General features: G+C 68.6%; 5 protein-coding genes and 2 pseudogenes. All 7 read right to left on the bottom strand.

Annotated features, from left to right (window positions below):
- Nucleotides 1-553: 553 nt before the first annotated feature.
- Nucleotides 554-3,079 (bottom strand): RNaseH domain-containing protein, encoded by a 2,526-nt coding sequence (locus tag GWK61_RS57120; RefSeq protein ID WP_228563268.1) that lies wholly within the window; start codon nucleotides 3,077-3,079, stop codon nucleotides 554-556.
- Between the two features lie 190 nt (nucleotides 3,080-3,269).
- Complete coding sequence (locus tag GWK61_RS31885) at nucleotides 3,270-9,308, bottom strand: hypothetical protein (RefSeq protein ID WP_194915402.1); 6,039 nt, start codon at nucleotides 9,306-9,308, stop codon at nucleotides 3,270-3,272.
- A gap of 56 nt (nucleotides 9,309-9,364) precedes the next feature.
- Complete coding sequence (locus tag GWK61_RS31880) at nucleotides 9,365-11,617, bottom strand: hypothetical protein (RefSeq protein WP_194915401.1); 2,253 nt, start codon at nucleotides 11,615-11,617, stop codon at nucleotides 9,365-9,367.
- Entirely contained in the window at nucleotides 11,614-17,766 is a 6,153-nt protein-coding gene (locus GWK61_RS31875; RefSeq protein ID WP_228563267.1) for a DEAD/DEAH box helicase, read from the bottom strand. Before GWK61_RS31875 ends, GWK61_RS31880 begins: the two co-directional genes overlap by 4 nt.
- A 598-nt stretch (nucleotides 17,767-18,364) precedes the next feature.
- Nucleotides 18,365-18,631 (bottom strand): annotated as a pseudogene (locus GWK61_RS31870) (IS701 family transposase); the annotation flags it as partial.
- A gap of 471 nt (nucleotides 18,632-19,102) precedes the next feature.
- Nucleotides 19,103-19,813 carry a hypothetical protein gene (locus GWK61_RS31865; protein ID WP_194915400.1) on the bottom strand — a complete coding sequence of 237 codons (711 nt, stop codon included), beginning with the start codon at nucleotides 19,811-19,813 and terminating at the stop codon, nucleotides 19,103-19,105.
- A 42-nt stretch (nucleotides 19,814-19,855) separates the two neighbouring features.
- Nucleotides 19,856-20,412 (bottom strand): annotated as a pseudogene (locus GWK61_RS31860) (hypothetical protein); the annotation flags it as partial.

Here is a 20,412-nt window from a genome sequence, read left to right as displayed (position 1 = left end):
ATTGGCGGCGCAGAGAACGCCCGCCGGTCCGGCGATCTCGCGGCGATGACCGCGGTCGCCTGGACCGGTGTCGGCGCTGTGCTCGCGGTGGTGATCGGGCCGGCGTCGAAGCAGCTGTTCGCCGAGCCCAGGCCGTGCCGGGCGCTGCCCGACGCCCACACCGATCCCGGTACGCCACGGGCGAAAAGCACCTACCTGCGCGAGGACCGCGTCCTGGCCAAGCTGCCCCTGCTCCACTACATGCTCACCGCCGCCCCATCGGCCGCGGTCATCACCGGCGCACCTGCCAGTCAGGCCCGGTGGCTGAGTTTCAGGAGTACTACAGGGGTGGACAAACGCAAGAACCGCCCAAGCGGCGACCGCGGAACTTCGCGTTATGAGAGTCCTTATCCGCTGGCAGGTTCTCCGGCATTACCGCCTTGGTCCGCAGCCGGGGTCGCGCGCCGCAAGCCGCTCGTGCGCACCGGCAGACGCTGCCCGGCGGTTTGTGGACGGACTATCCGGCGGAGGCCCCGAAGCATCACCGGCTGGCCCGGGCCCGGCGACGCCGCCACTACACGTCGTCCGCCGAGGATTGCTGGTCAACGCCGGAGTCCTCGGCGCCGGGCTCGGCCTCCAGTTTCTCCTCCGAGGGCGCGGTCCGCCGGTACTGCGGGTGGTCCAGGTCCATCTGCTTGGCCGCATGAAGCGGCACCGGCAGCCGGACACGGTCAGACCAGGTCAGCGCCTGGTGGCACAGCTTCGCCGTGGCGACGGCGAGCGCCTCGGCCGACATGTCGGCGCCGCGCGCTATTGGGTAGATCTCGGTGGCGGTCATCGCGTACCAGTTCTGGCCCATCTCGCCTTTGCGGCGCTTGGCCGGGTCCTCGGAGTAGACCGACGGCTCGGCGTCCCAGCGTGTGTGATGCTCGCCCAGGCGGCCGCCTTTGCCGGCGAACGCCCGCGGCACGTTACACAGGATCCACACCGGGGAGTCGAAGTCCGTGGCGATCTCGAACAGGCCGGTGGCGGTCATGCCCGGCTTCGACTCGGCGTCCGGCCGCCGGTAGTGGCGGCTGGTCCCGACCGGCTGCGGCACCTCATTGCCGTCGATGTTCACCCGGATCACCGCCAGCGGCTGGTCGCCGGGGCTCAGGGTATGGCCGGGCAGCCAGTACTTGCTGTTGCGATCCGCCGGCGACGTGCCCTGGCGGACGTTCTGGATCCCGTCCCAGCACCGGCGCGCCGACGTCTCCTCCACCGTGATGACGTACGGCACGCCTTCCAGCTCCTCGGCCAGGTCGGCCACGGCCCGCTCCACGATCTCCGCGGCGTCATCCCACTTCTGCCGGTAGGACCTTCTCTCGCCGGTGGCCGCCGGGTAGGCGGAGGCGTGGAAGGAGTTCTGCGCCGCGCGGTACGACTGCCACAGCGGGCGGGTCGAGGTCCAGCCGAGCATCGTCCACGTGCCGCAGGACGGCGACGGCGGCACGAGCGCCGAGGCGGTGACCACGACCTTCGGGCTGCCCTTCTCGCCGGGGCGGTTGTTCTGCTGACGGATGTGGATTCCGACGTGGGCGATGCGGTCCACGGCGTGCCCGGCCTTCTCCGGGGCCAGGGCGTTGGCGACACGGTCGTCGATCACGCCCAGGGACCGGTACAGATCCAGCAGCGCCGCCTCAGCCGGGTGATCGGTGCCCTTCTTCGGCTTGATCGGGCCGGCGTCGTCCCTGCCCAGCAGATACTGTGAGGCGACGTCCAGCGGGGCCAGGACGGCTTTGCTCTGGTGCTTGCCGTCGGTATCGTCGCCGCCGGTCAGCCCCTCGTCCTCATCGGCGGCCGGCATCTCCGTCTCGCACCACGCGCCGACCATCACCCCGTCGGCGCCCAGACGCACGCCGGCTTCGGCGAGCGCGTCACGGCGCCCGTCCGGGCACTCCGTCACGTGAGCACGGCCCAGGGCGGTCAGCCGCCACCGGTACTCCGCGACGTGCGTGCCGCCCGGCGCCATCACCGGGTGCGACTCCACGAACCCCCGGCTCGGCGGGCCGTTCGCCCCGCCGCGGTAGCCCACGCCGATGTAGAACAGCGACCGGCCGGCCAGGTCGTCGTCCGCCAGTCCCTCCGGCCCGGCCGAGGCGACCCGTACCAGCACACCCCACAGCCACTCGGACAGCAGGTGCGCCGGCGCATCGGGCTCGCGCGGCTCGCCGAGCCCGGCGCGCGCCACCGCCCGGCCCCGCCGCGTGATCTCCACCAGGACCCTGCCGACGCTGCCCCCGGCCGAATGCTCAATGGTGTCCCGGGTGATCCGCACCATGCCGCGACGCTCCAGGGCATGCACGGTCCGCCCGGCACCGGGGTCATGCACCCCGCGGCGCCGCAGTCTCTCCTGCAGCCGCGTATAGCCGACCTGCGAGGCCGCCGCGTCCAGCGCCAGCGGCAGCCTGCGCCACTCCGCCGCCCGAGGCACGGGAAGATGCCGCAGACGCCGCATCCACATCTCGGTCTCCGTCATGCGGTCATCGCGCATGATCTCCCCGAGGTACACCTGCTGCCGCTCGTTCAACGACTCCCACGCGACCAGTGCCGCCGCATCAGGTCTCTGTGTCTTTTGTCCGGCGGGAACGGGCACGGGGTCGGCCGGCCTCGTCCGCATCCACGCGTCCAGCACCACCCGCACCGGCACTCTGTACGTCTTAGCCATCGGGCCGAGAAGCGTCCCCGTCGCCTTCGGATCGCTCCAGCCGGCGCCGTGCACCGCCGCGCCCTTCTCTAACGCCGAGAGCTTGGAAGCCGAGACGCGCAGCGCATGGCCAGCGGGAGAGGACCGCAGCAGCTCCGCAGCACGTTCGAGCGTCAGACCGGTGGCGTAGCGCAGGTCGATGAGGGTCTCCTGTCCGCGCTGGGTGCCGGTCAGCGCCCTAACCTGGCAGCCAAGTGCTATTGCGAGCCGCTCTAGGCGCGCCGGCGTCGGTGTACTGGTGCCGTCTTCGTAGAAGAGGATCATCCGTGCTGACACGCCAACCCTCTCCGCAAGCTCGGACCGGGAGAGCCCTGCTGCGGAGCGTCGCCGAGTCAGTGACGACCGGTCGATCATGCGGAGGGGCGGCGACATGGCTTCATCAAAGTGCGGTGAAGACCTCAGTTCAACTATCCCGGCCGTACGTTCGCCGGAAATCGGCTCGCCGGGCAGATCCGACATGCGGCTTCACGTCTTGTCGCATCGGCGGCTGCGCACTCCCTGTGACAAGCCCGACCCCGACGCGCTCCACCCGACGCCGCCGCGTCTACCGGCCCTCGCCGTATCCAGTAGCACGACGGTGTGTCCACGACCGCAGCAGCAAAGGATCGACCGAGTGCGCGCCGCTGCCGTCAACGTCGAAGACCCCCAGCGCCGAAAGAGCCGCGACGGCCGCATCGGGATCCGGGTGCCCAGACAGCTCCGCCGCGGCGGTCAGATCGGCGAGGCTCGCGCCGACGGCTGCGAACTCAATGACGTGTGCGAACGCCACCGAGATCAGCTCGTCTACCGTGAGCCCGACGGCATCGACCAGGTCGGCAGCGCCGACGGCGCCTGCGAGGACGCGTTCCAGCTCGGTCAGTGCCGCGTCCTCCGAACCTTGTGAGACCGCCAGCTCCACGGCCTGCTCCACAAGCATCGGCCAGCCGCTCGTCACCGCGAGCAGCCTTCTCTGACGCTCCTCGGTCTGGAACCGGCTGGACTCCAGCGACCACACATGCAACGTGCGGCGGTCGAATCGGCGCAGGCTGACCACACCGAAACCCGACTGCCTGCCCGCGGCCAGTGCCTCCAGCCAGAATCCGATCTGCGCGGCGCCGGAAACGATCACCACCGAGCGCGTCACCCCGGGCGTGTCCGGGCGCCGCTCGAGTGCCGAGTGCAGCGCGGCGACACACGAGGACTCCTTCACCTCGACAGTCAGCAGATCGCTGAGCACCACCCGCCGCTGGCCCGGCCTGCCGTTCACCAAGGCGTCCTCGAACTGCCTGCGCCTGGGCGTCTCCACCAGCACGTACCGTCCCGCCAGGTCCTCGCACACCTCCCGCAGGTTCTGTCCGACGCGGTGTACACCCGTCGCCTGCGATCCCAGCACGAGCCGGACCTGGTTGGTGTGGTCTCCGAGCACGTCGGTGAGCTGCTCGGCGGTCAGCGGCGCCGCCGCCCCGTCATCGAGCATGCGGCGGCTGGACATGGCGATGAAGTCGCTGGGCACCGCGTGCTCGGCGTCCACCAACTCCGCCATGACCCGGTCCTTCGTGCCGATCATCCGCAGCACGTTCGGGGATCGCAGATGCCAGCCGGTGCCGTCGTTGTTCGGCGCGAGCACGCCCAGGCCGACCATCTCCTGCAGGTACGCCCGGAACGCCTCGACGTCCATGCCGTCGAAGTCCCGTGGCCAGTACGACCGGCACTCCTCACGCAGCTGCACGTCGGTGAGTCGGAAGTCCATACCGTGCTCGTGCGCGTGATGCGCCAGCACGTTCGCGATCACGTTATACCGGGCGTCGAGATTCAACGTGTCGGAGAACGTCGAGGTGATGTCGGCGCGCAGGTCCGGATTGCCTTCCACGGCCTCCACATCGGCGCGCGTCACCGCGAACGGCGGCTCGCCGGGCAGGAAACCGGCCGCGCGCCGTGCGTGCATATGCTCCACGAGCCGGTTGCCGAACATCTGCAACAGGAACGGTTGGTAGGAGCAGTAACCCAGGATCCTGTTGACAAGGTCAGGATCGTCGAACTCGTATCCGAGGGCCTGCATCGGCTCGCTGATGAGGTTGTACGCGAACTGCGGCCGCAGCGGCCCGATGACCGTCGGACGCTGTGCCAGGTGTTTGAACGTGTTGTTCGACATCTTGGCGAACCGTTGGACCGAGTGCAGGCCGGCGAACACCACCTTGGCGTGGCCCTCCACCCCCGACAGCTGGCCCAGGTCCTTCAGCCTGTTGGTCTCCAGGAACCGCGGCGCGTCGGTCTCGAAGAAGCCATCGGACTCGTCCAGCAGGATCAGCAACCGGTTGCCGCTGTCGGCGGCCAGCCAGTCCCGCACGCCGGCGCGGACGATCTCGTGGTTGCGTTTCCCGTTACGACCGCCGCCCTTGACCGCGGGGATCACGTCGGCGGCTTCCAAGTCCCGCAGCAGAACGTCCCACACCGCGTCAGCCTTCTGATGCGTCGGACCGATCTCGGCGGTCGTCAGCTCGATGTGGATCGCGACGCGGCCTGGCTCACGCTCGAACACCGCCTTGGCTTCCCGCAGCAGGGCGGACTTGCCCAGGCCACGACCGCCGAAGATGACCTGGGTGCCTTCCGGGGACAACACCGCCTTGCGTTCGGCGTCGCGGCCGAAGAACATCTCGGGGGCCACGACCCAGCGCTTGTTGCGCACGTACGGCTGGACCGCGGTAAACGGCAGTAGCACCGCCATCGCTGCATCGAGCTGCCTGCCGCCGTGTGCTGCGAGGTACACCAGGGCGGCGTCGTCGAGGACCGCCACGGGCGCGTCGGTGCGCACTGCCCGAGCCGCGAGGCGCCGGCGGGTGTCGGCGGTCATCGTGCCGAAGTGGGCCACCAGGATCGCCTCCCCGGATGTGTCCTGATCGGCCCAGCTCATCACCAGGTTCTCGTTCGGCTGGCCCCAGCACAGCAGCACCCGGAGGCGGCCACCGAGTTTGGAGCCGAACTGGGGCACCAGCGGACGACCGTTCCAGGACACGCCGGTGACCTCCACGACTCGGCGGTCCCTGCCTTTCAACACGTTGAGGTACTTCACGTTGCTGCCGGGTTTGAATTCGAATCCGGCCAAGCGCAGCGCGGGAAGCAGATGCGCCTTCACGTCCAGCGTCGAGCGAGTCTCCGCCGGGGTCGCGCCGATCGTCCGCCATGCCTCCAAAGCCTCGGCGACGTCGCCACGCGCCGCGGCCGAAAGCTTCTCGAACCCTATCTGCGGACAGTCCGCAAGCGTTCCACCGGCACGAGCCGCGGAGATCACCCGCGCACCGACCCCCGCCGGCAGCGCGTCGGGAACCGCTGGGAAGAACGCCGCGAGCCACCCACTCGCGGCGGGGTTGGGCACGTCCTCCCCGATCTCCATGAAGTACAACAGCTCTTCAGCCGTGGACAACTCCCCGGTGGCGATCAGCTGCCTGATGCGCTCCACTTCCTCGGCGCGGTCGGCAGATCCCGGTAGCGCGAGCAGCTGCGCGTTCAAGCGCTGCGCGGCCTCCTCGCGGTAGCGCGGTAGCAAGTCGTCCACAACGGAGAGCTGGTCGCGGACCACGCCGAGGTCTGCGCGACGCTCTGGGTCCGCGGCGGAGAGCATCCCGCTGATCTCTCCGTCCTGCTCCTCGGAGATCTCGTTCCGCAGACGAGCCCGACCTCGTTCGGCGAGCAGCCGGTCGCGGACAGCGCTCAGCTCAGTCCGGCTGCGTTGCTCGGCCTCCCCCAGTTGCTGGCGATGCTCGGCGCCAAGGCCTCCCCCGCCCTCCGGCGCACCTCCAGACAGGTCGTCGAGCATGTACCGCGCCGAGGTGTACTCCTCGCCGGCGATCTTCGTGGCGAACGCCGAAGGCCAGCTTTGAAGCGCAGCCTCCACAAGGTCCCGGGCAGTGCTCTGGGCCGGCACCGTCACAAGGCCCGAGGACTGCTCGACGACCGCGCCAGGGACCTTCAACAACTCTCCGGTCAACACCGCGTCGGGCAGCGGCTCGCCGAGGGGCAAGGACTCCGAGCCGTCCAGCAGCTCGAACGTGCGGGTGAGCGAGACCCGCGCGGCGCTCGCCGCAGCCGCGGCGAGCGCGTCGCCACGCCCGGCGTGCTCCTCCAACCCCGCCAGAGCAGCCCGCGAGTGCCCGAGGGCCGTGGAACGCATCTCGGTCAGCTCGGCGGTAGCCCACGCCGCGTTGTCGGATGTCGCGGCGGTAAACGCCGCGACCGCATCCAACCACGCCGACACCAGCGCACAGCTTTCGGCGGCCAGGAGGAAAAGGTCCTGACGGGCCGCGCCCTCGATCGGTTTGCCGGAGCGGCCCTTGAAATAGCCGTCGAGGTCGTCGATGGCGCGCGCGACGGCGTCCTGCCCGGACAGCGCGAACACCGCGGCCTGGACCTCCTCCAGACGAGAGCGGTCGTCCTTCGCGGCGGCTTTCAGCATGCTGCCGAGCAGCCCGTCGCCGGCGAGCCATCGTTGCGCGATGTCCGTGGCGCGCTTGAACCGCAGCGTCGTCGGCCGCATCCGATCACGGGCGTTGCGCCGAGACATTTCGAGATGCGCTTCGAGCTCGGTGACGTCAGCCAAGACGGTGCGCAGCGCATTCCCGGTCAAGGCCCCGCGCAACGCCCGGCGACCGATCTGCTCGCAGACCTGTCCGAGGTTGTCCTCCAGCCGGGGCGCGAGCGCGATCAGGAGCGCGCCAGTCGCGGGGGCCCCTGTGACCAACGCCGCGCGTAGCAGCGCCGGAACGGCAAGCAGCAAGGTGCACGTCTCTGCGGCAAGGTCCTCGGAGCTGCCGCTTTCCTCCAAGTCGCGGCGCAGCCTGGAAGCCGACGGTCCGCTGTCGCCACGGATCGCTTCGGCCAGAGCGGCGAACCGCAGGGAGGTGACCCGTCCGGCAGACCATCCGGCGCGCTCGGCGATCGCCGCAGCCATGCCGAACCGCTGCTCGCCAATCAGTTGAGCGACCGTTCCAATGATGGCCGCCGAGCCCGTCACGACTGTCGGGGAGGGCACTGCGGCCTGCTCCTGCACGACGTCGGCGGCAGTAGCCTCACCACCGCGCGAGCCATCCGCGTCGACGTCGCTGATGATGGCGCCGGTCCAAATCGCGGCATCCGGGGACACGGCAACGGTGTGTTCTTCTACCGGCTCCCTCAGCTCGGGATCCGGAAGCTGCTCTGGCATTTCAAGCGCCGAAGTGTCCACTTGGGCTCGGATGATCTGCCCGGTGCCGACGGCGAACAGTAGCGGTGTGAGATGCGGCGGCAACCCGGTGCCTGCCCGGGCGAGCAAAGCCCCGGCTTGGAGCGGATCCGCGTTCGCGAGACCGGCGGCCATGAGGTCGACGAGGTCGGCAAGCGCGAGGAACGACTGCACGAGAGGTGATTCCAGCCCCGCCGCGACCGCTTCTGGGACCGCCGATGCCAGCGCATGCAGGTGCTCCTCCAACGCGGGGTTCGGCGCCGCCAATACGAGCTCGGCGAGCTTTGCCAGCCGCTGTGATCTCTGGCCAGCCGCAGACAGCCGCTCCAGCTCGGCGATCGCAGCGTCGAGCGCCGCCAGATCTCCCGGGGTCAGATCACCGAGCCGGTCTGCGGCACCTGGCGCCGCAGACAGCGCAGAGACGACCGCACCCCAGCTGGTGGAATACGCAGATACAGCCTGCAGGTCTTCGGACCCTGGGATCTGACCGGCCTGGATCGCCGCGGTAATGCGGGCGGTCGCGTCGGTGGCGTCGCGTTGCCGGTCAGCCAAGTGTTGTCGGTCGATGCGGACAGCGGCTAAGACTTCGGACAGTGAAGCCGCCACATGAGCTGGTTCGACTGGCTCCGGTTCATTGTTCGTACCAGAAGTGGATCCGGTCTCCTCATCCGTGTCAGCAGCGGACAGCTGCGCTTCCGGCTCGTCGGCCGGACTGGCCTTGTCTCCAGCCCCGTGGTTGGTGAAGGTGAAGTCCGAGCTGGCGGCCATCACGGCGTGCGCGGCGGCCAGGATCTTCGCGCCCTCTTCGCCGGACGACAGCAAATCAGCCCACCACGGCTGCGTGGACGCCCAAGCGATCAGACGCGCGTCAGCGACGGAAACCCCCATGGCGGACCACAGAGTCAGATGAAGGACAGCGTCAGACCAACCGGCGGTCTTCGAAGTGGCGAGTTCGACTTCTTCCGCAGTGTCCACGCCGCCTGCCCACAGTATCGTCGCGGCTCGGAGCGCGCCGAGCAACGGCTCGGTCAGGATCAGCCCGGCATGCTGGGCGTCATGCAGGTGCACCTGATGCAGCCGGGCGAGCATGTCGCGGCTCAGGGCCTGGCCGATGGTGCGAGGCGCCTGCGACGGAACGCCGAGGGACCTCATAGCGTGGTTGCGGACTTCGGCCGGCGCACGCTGCATCAGCCCTGCCACGTCGCCGGCGCTCAAGTGCGCGACGGCAGTCTCCAGCGGATCGGGGCCACCGTTGAGGACCTCAGACAGGTCCTTCAACGCCATGTCGAGACTCGCCGCGTCCGCGGGACGGTAGGCGTGCTCCGGGTAGAACGGATACATCGGCTCATCAGCGTTGTGCCCGCACAGGACGCGTCGGTTTCGGGTCATCTCTACTCCCCCACTTCGTTTTTCCTTCACTCGCCTGCCGTTCACCGCCGAAGCGGTCAGTGCTGTCGCCGGCTGCGGGTGTGTTCCCGCACCAGGGTGTAGCCCTCAGGCAGCTCCGCGACGCGGCCGTGTCGGGCCATGCGCGCCCGGTACTCGGCTTTCATCCCTTCGCTGGCCTTCCTGTTGGTCGGCAGAAGACGCAGGAAGCCCGTGACCTGATATTCGATGGCGGATGCCCCCACGCTGTTGGCGATGGCAAGTCGCTCGCCGGCACTGCCGGTTGTGGCCGCCTCCTGGCGGCGTGGCACACCTGGAGCCGGGCGCGGCCGCCACACCAGCACGGGAACGGTGCCTCCGCCGTCGTTTTCGGCGGGCCACCGGAACGCTGTACCGACCGCTTCGGCATCCTCGAGCGTCAAGGTGCCGTCGGCCAACAGCGCCTGGATGACCGGGCCCAGCGCGACGACGGCTCCCGGACCTGCCAGCGAGCCGTAGACCAGGTCGGCAAGCCGGTCCTCGGGCAGCACCGCTACGCCCTCGGCGTCCAGGCGGCCCACGGTGCGCACCGCACGTAGGACCCTGGCTCGCAGCGTCAGCGGCCCACCAGCGCGACGGGGGCTTCCTGGGGCCGAATCGCGGGTCAGGACAGCAGGGTCGTAACGATGGTCGTACTGCACGCCGTCGATGACGACCGGGGCGTCAGCCAGGGTGCTGGAGGCGCGTAGCGTCGGGGCGCCGCGCTGCCACGTGAATGTGAGCACTATCCCTGCGAAGAACTCCAGGGGCCAACTCACCCCGGACAGGTGCAGCCCCGGCCCTGCACGGGTGAAGTCGACATCCTGCGTCGCCTCTGTGACGTCAAGATCGCTCCCGTCGTGTTTGAGCATGACGCGCATACGCGTCCCGAGGAGCCCGGCGGACTCAGCCTCCTCGCTAATGCGGGGCGGTACCGGGACGACGCCTGCGAGCAGATGCGACAGCCGCAGCGTCGCCGTCCAAGCCAGATGACTGTCGTTGACGAAGAGCAGCTTCGGATCGGCGACGTCGGCGACCTCCTCGTCCTCCACCTCCCATAGTGCCGCGACGGGCAGACTGTCCAACCACCCCAGGCCGTACGGCACCAGCGGGTCGGCACCGGCATACGGGCCGGCCGGCAGCGACGCCCGCCACACACCGCCGCCCTGCCAGGCGTCGTCCAGGCGCAGGTGGACCCCGGACGGCAGCGCCCCGTGCTCGTCGGACTCCCTCCGGGCGTCGTCACCGACCACGGCGTTGAGATGGCAGACCACCTCGGCGTAGCGGGGCCCGATGAGATGCGGTGCGGCGTCAGCGACGTCGCGCAGGAGCGGACCGACGGCGGTATACCGTGTCGTCGCCACAGGCGAGCGGCGCGGCGCCAACGGTGCCGCGCGTCCGATTCCGGCGGCCAGCGAGCCGAGGTCGCCGCCCCCCAGCGGCCCCTCGTCGTGCAACCGGGCGGCCAGCCGAGCTCGGCTGAAGGCGTAGTCGCCCCAGACGCGCACCGAGGGAATGCGCGCAAGCACGTCGGAGAGCGCAACGAGTGCCGTTGTCAGCGCTGCGACAAGTTGCTCGTCACCAGCATCGTCCGCCAGAAGCAGCGGCAACGGCCCGGCCAGGACCTGCTCGCGGCCGACGGTGAGCAGGTAGCGGACGAAGAAGTCGCGGTCGCCCGCCTCGGCGGCGTCAGCGTCGGGGTAGCGGGCGTCCACCAGCAGGTGAGCAAAGCTGTCCAGCCACCGGCCTTTGCTTCTCAGTCTATTGATCTGCGGGTTGGTCGCGGCCATGCCGGCGCCGAACGCGTTGAAGTCGGCGACCAGACGTTCGGACAACACCGGGTGATCTCCCGGGTCCGCGGCGACGCCCGGCCCGCAGGCGCCGGCTGGCGCGCCCGACAACCAAGCCGGAAGATCTCCATCGTCGGTCAGTGCGGGATGTGCGCCTTCCTTGTAGACGACTTCCGCACACAATGGCGCGGTACCGGTCGCGATATTGACCATGGCGCCGACCGGGAGTGCGACGGTGGTCTGCCCGAACGCGACAGTGGGGAAGGCACTGAAGTCGACAGGCCCGCCTACATACCCTCCGAACATCAAGTCATAGCCGAAGTACACGGCGTTGAACGCGACAGCGGTGTGCACCACGCCGCGGTGCTCCACAAGCGCGGCCAGGTAAGCCGAGAGCCGATCCTCGTCTTCCGGATCCAGCTGACCGGGCCCCGCTAGAAGCGCGGGAACGAACAGCGCCTTGTCGTCCGAGTAGGGCCGCCACAGCCCATGCGCGGCCGTCACGACGCAGCTCCCGTCGTACCCAGGGCCCGGGCCTCGCGGCGGGCCTGCCTGGCCACGTTGTCCACGTCACGCCACCGGGACCCTGCAGGCGTGATCTTTCCGACGGCGGACAGGCGGACCAGGGACGCCTGGATTTGCTCGAGTTTGACCGCCGGGTCGGCGCCGAACAGACGCGATGTCACCACCGCCGAAGGCAGGCGGATACGGCGGCGCTGCTTGACGTAGAACCAGCTGTCCTCCCCGCGTAGCGCCAGCTGGATGTCGTAGGCTGACAGGCCGCGGTCGACGGTCCAGATCAGGCGTTGCACCTGGTCATCCAGACGACGCTCCCGCGCCACGGTCGGCGTGCGCGCACCGGCGCGGCGGGGTCTGGCGGTCAGCAGGATGCCGGCGGCGGGCGGCATCTTCTGCCCGGCCGGGTAGTCGGTGCGGTAATCCCAGCACGCAGAGCACCGGTTAGCCTCGGTGGTGCAACAGTCCTCCGGAACGTCCGTACCGAAGTACTCTGCGAACTTGATGTTCGCGCATGTCTTGAAGTCCTCGAAGAAGTCCCTCAGCAGCGCCACCTCGCCAGCCGCGCGAGCTGCCTTGCCGGCCAGCGCGTCGGCGAAGCGTGCCGGGAGTCCCACGGCGTGGACGGTCACTCCGGTGACCAGGTGCCGTGACGGTGCCGCTGACACGTCCAGGCGTCCGCGATCGTGCAGGTCCGCCAGAAGCTGCCAGGTCGAGGCGGGGTCACCGGCCAGCTCCCGGTAGCCGGGCACCGTCGATGCGAGGTAGGCGTCGGCAACCACCACGTCCAGCGCGCGGCGTCCCAGTCCTGCGGGCCCCGCCGACTGCGCCGGAAGAGCGAGCAGTGCCGCACTCACTGCCTGCTCGGCCGGGTCATCGCCGCGCCCAGGAAGCTCCCCGGGTTGCACTTTCACTGTTGGCGGGAAGTCTCCGAGATCCTCGACGGCGCCGAGACCGGCGAGCGCGGCGAACGCCCGCACCACCCCAGCGGTGTACGACTCGGACGTGCGCCGCGCCCGCGCATCAGGCGCGCTGAGCATCCCGGCTGCCTGGCCCTCGGCAATGAGTTCGTCGGCAACGTGTGCCGCATCAAACACCCCGCCGCATGCGAGCACCCGAGAACCCATGCGGGCCAGCAACTCGTCGGAGAGGTCCTGGCCGGTCATGAACTGCACGGTGGACAGACCGCGGCGGGTGAACAGCGTCAGCCCGATGTTCGCTGACCTTGGGCCTGATATCTCGACAGAACCGCCGGAGCCGTCCTCGGCTGGATCTGCGGCACCGACCACGTCCTTGCCCGCCGCGTCACGCCCCGCACGGCCCAGTTGCTGGTACAGCGCAGCCATGTCCGTCGGCGGAGACACGCAAAACACGGTGCGCACATCCGGCCGATTGATTCCGAGGCCGAACGCCGACGTCGCCACGACCACCAACGGCGCGAAGCCTTCCTGCCCCCGCTCGGGAGCCTCACGGAACTCCGTCATCGTCGCCGCTTTCTCGGCCTCGGTGAGCCGGCCGTGAAAGCGGCGTACACGCACGCCGGCCTCTCCGAGGTATTCGCGGAGCTGCGCGTGCAGCGCGACGACCTCCTTGACCGTCAGGCAGTAGAAGATGGCGTGGTCACGGATCTCGTCGACGACGTCCTCGGCCAAACCCGCGGTCGTCAGGCGTCCGGCACCGCCCATTGAGCGGCGGAAGATCGCCAGCTCCGGACGAATCGGGTTCTCGGTCACGGTGACCAGCGCTTCGCCGTCCTCCTGTGCGGGCGGCTCGGTACCCAAGCCGAACACGCCTTCGCGAAGCCCCGCACGCACCGCGCGGTTCGCCGTAGCGGTCAGCGCAGTGACCGGTAACCCGAACTCCCTGCGCAGCTCAGCCAAGAACCGCTCCACGCGCCGGAACGCGGGCCGGAAGTCATCGCCCCATGCCACGAACGTGTGCGCCTCGTCCAGCACGATCCTGCGTACCCGGCCACTGGCGACAGCATCGCGCACCACCTCCCGGAACCGGGCCTGACACAGCCGTTCCGGCGACGTGTACACCAAGCGGATGCCGTGATCGGCGCGGCCCAGAAGCTGGTCGGCGACCTCGGTCTTCCCGGTACGGCTGGAGGACTCCCGGAGCGGCGCGACCAAGGCCCGCACCGCTCCACCAATCGACCGGTTCAGTTCCAGTGCCTGATCGTGCATGAGGGCCACCAGCGGCGAGACAACGATCGTGACTCCGGGCAGCGCGAGTGCCGGCAGCTGGAAGCAGAAGCTCTTGCCGAACCCCGTCGGCAGCAGTCCCAGCACGTTCCGGCCTTCGGCGACCGCGCGGATCACCGCCTCCTGGCTCGGTTTCAGCGCCACCGGCTGGTCGGACAAGCGCAGCAGCCCGGCGATCTGCTCGGCGCGCGCCACGACGATGTCGGCGAGTTCGCCGCTCTCGGCGAGGACACGAGCCTGCTCGGCGTTCAACGCCAGATCCTTGATGGCGCGGGTCTGCGGCAGGAGCGTGTGCTCCTCAAGCGCCTTGGCGCTCGACAGCGCCTCTGCCCGCGCCGGGTCCAGCAGGCCGCAGCCGGCAAGAAACTCCCAGATCCGCCGCCACCCGGCCGTCATCGGCATGACGTTCCCGCCTCCGGGCTCGCCGGTGTCCGGGTCCTCGCGCAGCAGTTTCGGATCCAGTGACCCGAGGAACGCCTGCCGATAGGCACGGCGCAGCGCTGTGGAACCTGCGAGCTTGCGGTCAGAGATGACAATGACGCCGCGGTGTCGCTCGGAGCGGATCAGCCGTCCCACGGCCTGCCGCAGTTGGAGTGCTGCCAGCGGTATGTAGTAGTCCTGCGTGGCCACGGCATCGGGATCCTCAGCGCCTGCCCGCTCGGCGCGCTGTGTCACGGCGGCACGACGTGCTTCGGTGACCGGGGCGGCGAACGGCGCGAACGGCAGTTTGTTGATCCACACCAGGCGAAGCCGCTCGGGGTCTGCGACGTCGACGCCCTGCCAGAGGCCTTTAGTCCCGACCAGAAGCCCACCGCCTGAGTCGGTGTTGGTGAACGCCCGCACCGCTTGGGGGTTGCCCAGTACCAGCGCGGAGCGCACCGGGGTACCGTCGCCGGCGCGGCGGAGTTCTGTGGCGAGGTAGTCGGCGATGCCGCCCGCAGCAGACCGGGACGTGGTCAGCACCATCGCTCCGCCGTCGAAGCCGCCGGTCGCGTCGCCCTTCACGCCTTCGCCATCCACCTCGTCGCGGGCTGGACGAGGATTGACCATTTCAGTGGCGTAGCGGGACAGCTGGTGCGCCACGGTCCGCATCGCGCCGTCCGATTGCTCGGCCCAGGACGGGAAATCGGAGAAGCACACCAACTCGGCCTGAGTAGCCATGTCGAACGGGGTGTCCAACGAGAGGTCGCGCACTGAGTTGTCGAGGCCGAGCCGATCGCGGATGAACGTCCACTGCCCGGCAACGCGGAGCGTCGCCGAGACATAGAACGTGCGGCGGAACCCGGCTAAGAACTGCTGCCATGACGGCTCACGGGGCAGTTCGATCGGCGCCGCGGCGATGCGGAAGCGATAACGGCGAAGCCCAGCGACGGGTAGGTCGGCCTCCTCGGCGAACGCCACACGGTTCGGCATGCTAGTCAGAACACTGTGTCCGACACCTCCGTCATCGGTGTCCTCGTCGTCGGACGCCTCGGCATCAACGACAGTTTCAGCTCCCCGCATGGCGTCTGCATCGGCTGCGGCGGCATCGGCACTGTCTGTACCGGCTTCACCGTCATCGTCATCTTCGCCGTCATCGACGGTCTCACTGTCACGAGCAGTCTGCACATCAGCGGACCCAACATCCTCAGCGTGGGCCGCCGCAGCGCCATCGCGCGGCAGTGAAAGCACAGCGTCGATGTCTTCGACAATCAGTTGAGCCGAGCGCTCAGTCCCGGCACAGCGAGCTATCAATGTACGTATTCGCTCGGTCTGGAAGTAGTCCAGGCCTGTGCCGTTCAAAGCCAGATGCGCCCAAAGGGCACCCGTGACAGCCTGGCACAGCCCGGACAACCGAGTCATCAGCGTGGCAAGGCGCCTGACTTGTGCTACACCGGCCGTACCGGCGTAAGGGCTGGCCAGGGTAACGGTCCGGGCCCCGACGATCGCACCGACGCCACCGGAACGGGCGTCGAAGGCGAGGCTCGCAGCTTTCGGCAACTGTTCGTGGTCCAGCAGGCGACCGAGGTTCCCCACAGCAGCGGCCACCCCGGTCACGCCGCCGTGTTCGACGGACCAGGACGCCAGATCCTCGTACAGATCCTCCAGTGCCCGATAGTCCAACTCCGTGGTCAGCGCCGATGTCGCAGCGTCTTCCAGCTGATGGGCCTCGTCGACGATCAGCAACACCTGGTCGCCGAGCGCGGTGAGATCGTCCAGATGCGCCAGCAGCAGGGCGTGGTTCGCCAGGATGAGACGGTGCGAGGCCAGCGCCTCGGTGACGACACTGGTATGAACAGCGATCGGATGGGACGACGCCGCGTCGTACTCCCCGGACGTTCCCTGCGACAGAGTCTGCAGCCACACCGGTAAGGCCGGGCCCGCATAGTCGGCAAAGAACGCCGGAACGTCCACTGGGTCGACGGACTGGGCCGCCCACGCATCCTGCGGCTCGCCGCCGGCCGCCAATCGCAGCAAAAGGAAAAGCAGCAGCTCGCGGAACACTGGACGGTCCAGGAAGCGGCTGCCCGCCCCCGGGCGCCGGCGCCGCCCGTCAGCGGTGGCGTCAGCGAGGGCGACCAGCAGCGCCCGAAGCGATAGCCTCATCGACGCGCCCTTAACCACGTCCGCGGCTGCGGCCAGACCGGGCACGGCCGCCTCGAGCAGCGCAACGTCCTCGGACAACTGCGCCTGCAGTTGCTTGGTGTAGGTGCTGACGACCGCAATGCGCGCGGGGTCCCCGGCAAGCCAGTCCAGGGCTGCGGCCAGCACCGCGAAGCTCTTCCCGGTACCCGTCGGCGCCTCGATCAAGCCGCTGACCCCGTCGTCGGCCCACCGGTGGAGCGTGGAAGTCATCTGCTGCTGGGCCGGGCGTGGCCGGGCGTCTCCTCCATGCACAATGGCCGCCAGCGCCACCGGATCGACACGGCCGTCGGCGCCAAGTAACGACTCCGGCGCATGCAGCAGGCCGCGACCTGCTCCGGCCGACGGCCCGCGCACCGGGGCGCGACTGGCGAGCATCACCTGGGCGACAGCGGCAACCTGCGCGTGGGAGAACTCCCGGGCCTGGCCCCGTACCGTGCCCGACCCCGCGATCTGCCGGAGCAGCGTCCAACCCGCCGACTCCGGGGCGACAGAGGCCAGCAAGTCGACCTGTTCTTGCGGCCACGCGGCGATACACGCGGCGGCTGCGTCCAGCACCCGCGACAGCTGCACGCAGTCATCGGCGGCGTCGTGCCACCTCAGGTCCGCAGTGGTGGCGCCGACGTAGTCGGCCAGAAGGGCCAGGCGGTGCGACGGAGCTGTGGGCCACAACGCGAGCGCTAGGTAGTAGGCGTCGACGAGCTGCCCGCCGAGCCCGGGCATGTTTTCCCGATCGAAGGCCTGGGCCAACATTGGGAAGTCCGCATCGGTTCCGTTGTAGGCGACCACCGCGTCCGCGTCGTCGACGTACGCCTTCAACGCGGCCAGAGCCGCGGCAGGCGGTAGCGCTCCGGCGGCGTGTTGTCGCCGGACCCGGCCGGAAGCGATGGTCCAGTCTCCGTCGGCGGGTAGCTCCAGCCAGCACGACAGCGGCGGTTGGGCAGCCACCCAGTCGGCGGCGGCTCCGATCCGGACCGCCCCGATCTGGTAGATACGCCGGTCGGTGTAGGGCTCGACGGCGGTAGTGTGCACGACCGACTCCACGTCGACGACAACCGCGCGTAAACGGTCGCGGTCGCGACGGGGCTGTTCGCTATCCTCCTCTTCGGGGTCGGCGTGCGCCGCGTGCAGCCGCCCATCGCGCTCAATCACAGCTTCCGCAGCTGTCGCCTCAGTAAGCAGCCGAGTGATCCGAGCCACGGCCAGCCCGGGGATGCGTGTGCGGGCGGCTTCGGTCAGCTCCGTGACGGTCAGACCTCGCGGGAACTGGGCAAGTACCTCGACAAGCCGACGCACGGGCGTGCTCAACGGAGGCTGATCAGTCAATCGAAGTCGCCCCTTGTCTGCGAACGCAAGTCTCCCCACCGGCGAATGCGGGTCTCCACCTTACGGCGGAATCGCACGTCACGAGGGGTATTCGCTACACACAGTTCCCCCGATTGGCCGCAGCGTCACCAAGTGGGCGTTTCCTGCCAGGATCTTGTCGGCCGCGCCGTCGGGAGTAGCGCTTCGCCGCTCTGGCAGAGCATTGATTCGCCACTTCTCCGCAGTGACTGAGGGAACGCGTAGAGTCATGGCGGATTCACACGAGGTTGGACGTCGGACACGGGGGATACATGGGGCACCGGGACCACGAGATCGGGCGGCAGACCCAGATCCTGCGCTGCTGGCAGGCGTGGAGTACTTCACGCCGTCGAAGGTGGCTGCGATCGACCCGCGGGTGAACATGCGCTCGGTCCGTGAGAGGCGAGCGTTGCCGCGGGAACCCGGAAGCCCACTGGTAGTGCTTTGTTAGGTCAGGTGCTCGTTGCGAGGTCGACAGGGGTGAGAGTTCTGGTGCAGGTGGGGCAGGTGCCGGTCCACATCGCCAGGATGACCTGCGGCTCTCGCAGAACCTGGTAAACGGTCAGGCTGGCGCAGGGGCTCTGGGGTTGCCGCGCAGCAGGGTGCAGAAGGCCTGGGCGGCGGTGGCGGGGGTGACGTGGCGGTGCCAGCCGGTGTAGCTGCGGCCCTCGTTCGGGTCCAGGCCGTGTTTGAGTTCTCTGTAGTCGTTTTCGAAGCGCCAGCGGATTTTCGCCAGGCGTACCAGGTTGGCCAGGTCGGTATCGGCAGGCAGGGCACTGAGCCAGTAGTCGGAGGGCTCCTGGGTGTCGTCGTCCCACTTGACCAGGAGCCACTCACCGCAACCACCGCAGGAACCCCGACCGGACGAGCCATACCCAGACTTACACAATCAGATTGACAACCCCGTCTTGCCCGGCGTAATGGCTGACCTTCGTAGTCCTGCCGGCCTACGCAGCAGACCTGCACCCCATCGAATGGGTCTGAGCCCACCTCAAGTACGGCCTTGGCCAACCTCGCCACAGGCACCCTGGACCGGCTCCACACCTTCATCCGTAGTCGGCTCAAGAGCTTCCAATACAGACCCGACCTCCTCGACGGCTTCATCACCGGGACCGGCCTGAACTCGACCCACCACCGCCCTGACATCCACCCGCCAAAGTCAGTAGGAGCGAACCGCGATTCCGGTGGGCTGGCGGACGACCTGGTTGCGCCCGCGGCGTACCAGATGGTGTCGACCAGCGTCTCGACTGCCCCAAACCCAGGGCACATCAACCGCGCGCCGTGCATCGCTTGCTACGAACTACGGCTGATTTGGTGCTCGCAGCTTCTTTGCTTGTTCGATGTCTTCTGACATCTGCTGGGCGCGAAGGAACGGCATGGCCTTGTCGACGGCTTCGAAGGCTCCGGCCTCGTCGTCGATACCAAGGCGTGCGATGGCCATGTCGATCCACAGGCGGCCGTGAAGGCGGTCGTCCAGATCGCTGACACGCTTGAGCGCCTCTCCGAGAATGGTCACGGCCTCGGCCGCCATGCCGGATCTGACAAGCGCCCGGCCCTTCATCTGCATCATGAGCACGATGCCGCGCTCGTTCTTGATCGCGACGTGTTGCTGATACGCCTGCTCGAAGCATGTCAGTGCAGCTTCGGGGTCGTCCTTGTCGAGGCGGACGAGGCCGATGAACTCGTCGACCGATGCCCTCAATATCTTGTCGGCGCGCTGCTCGTTGTTGTCGGCCGGCGCGGACAAGTTCCCGACGGCTTCGAGGGCCGCATCGACCTGTGCCTGGGCTTCGTCGAGGAGTTCAGCTTCTCGCAGCGCGCGCGACAGCAAGCATCGCATTCTGGCCTCGTAGCGCTTGTTGCCGAGGCGCTGGGCCGAGATAACCGCGCACCGGAGCACGTCGACGGATACCCTGCCTGGGCGCCGGTTGAAGAGGTACGTCTGCAGCGGTTCGGTCACTCGGACGACGACTTCGTCCTCGCCGTCGATGAACGCCTGGTTGATCAGCATCACGACTCGGTCAAGGTGCTGTCCGACCCACATAAGCGCGGTCTACTGCCGGGCAAACGGGTTGGCATCGGCGTCCAGCGCCACTTTGACCACCCGGAACGGCTTGTTGCGGGAGGTCGCCTGGTCGGCGTGCTGAAGCATGGTCGCGCACCAAGCGCGCAGTGCAACGTAGGCCTCCTGCTGCTTGGTCTTCGAGAAATCGTCTGTCTGCTCGAGCAGTTCGCGAGCATGGATGCGGATCATGTAGTTGGCTGAGAGCGTCGTTCCGTCCCCAGGCTGGTCCGTCCCAGCCGTTTCGTTCCAGGATTTGGCGATCAGGTACCGCCCAGTCAGTTCCCGCCGCGCCGCGCGCATCCTTTCGAGCGGAAGCCCCGAGACTTCCACAAGCCACGAGTCGCCGAATGCCGACATCTGGTCGGGCAGCAGTCCAAGTGCCCGGTAGAGCTTGCGGGCATCCGCGGGCAAGCTCGCATACGATTCGTCGAACACTCGCATCGTGCCCGAGCGGTGCGAGCGGAATTCGTCGATCGCGCCACCGCTCCGGGCCAGCCGGTGGTTCATGTCAGTCATGGTGGTGCTGGGCTCCCTGTGCAGAATGC

This window comes from Catenulispora rubra (genome assembly GCF_015356825.1).
GTDB lineage: Bacteria > Actinomycetota > Actinomycetes > Streptomycetales > Catenulisporaceae > Catenulispora > Catenulispora rubra.
Note: the sequence above shows the minus strand (reverse complement) of the source record. Positions and strands in the feature narration are given on the sequence as shown.

Bases quoted from the DNA above. Each gene is read 5' to 3' on its own strand.
- GWK61_RS57120 (WP_228563268.1), bottom strand. From the start codon at position 3,079: ATGATCGACCGGTCGTCACTGACTCGGCGACGCTCCGCAGCAGGGCTC.
- GWK61_RS31885 (WP_194915402.1), bottom strand. From the start codon at position 9,308: ATGACCCGAAACCGACGCGTCCTGTGCGGGCACAACGCTGATGAGCCG.
- GWK61_RS31865 (WP_194915400.1), bottom strand. From the start codon at position 19,813: ATGCTGATCAACCAGGCGTTCATCGACGGCGAGGACGAAGTCGTCGTC.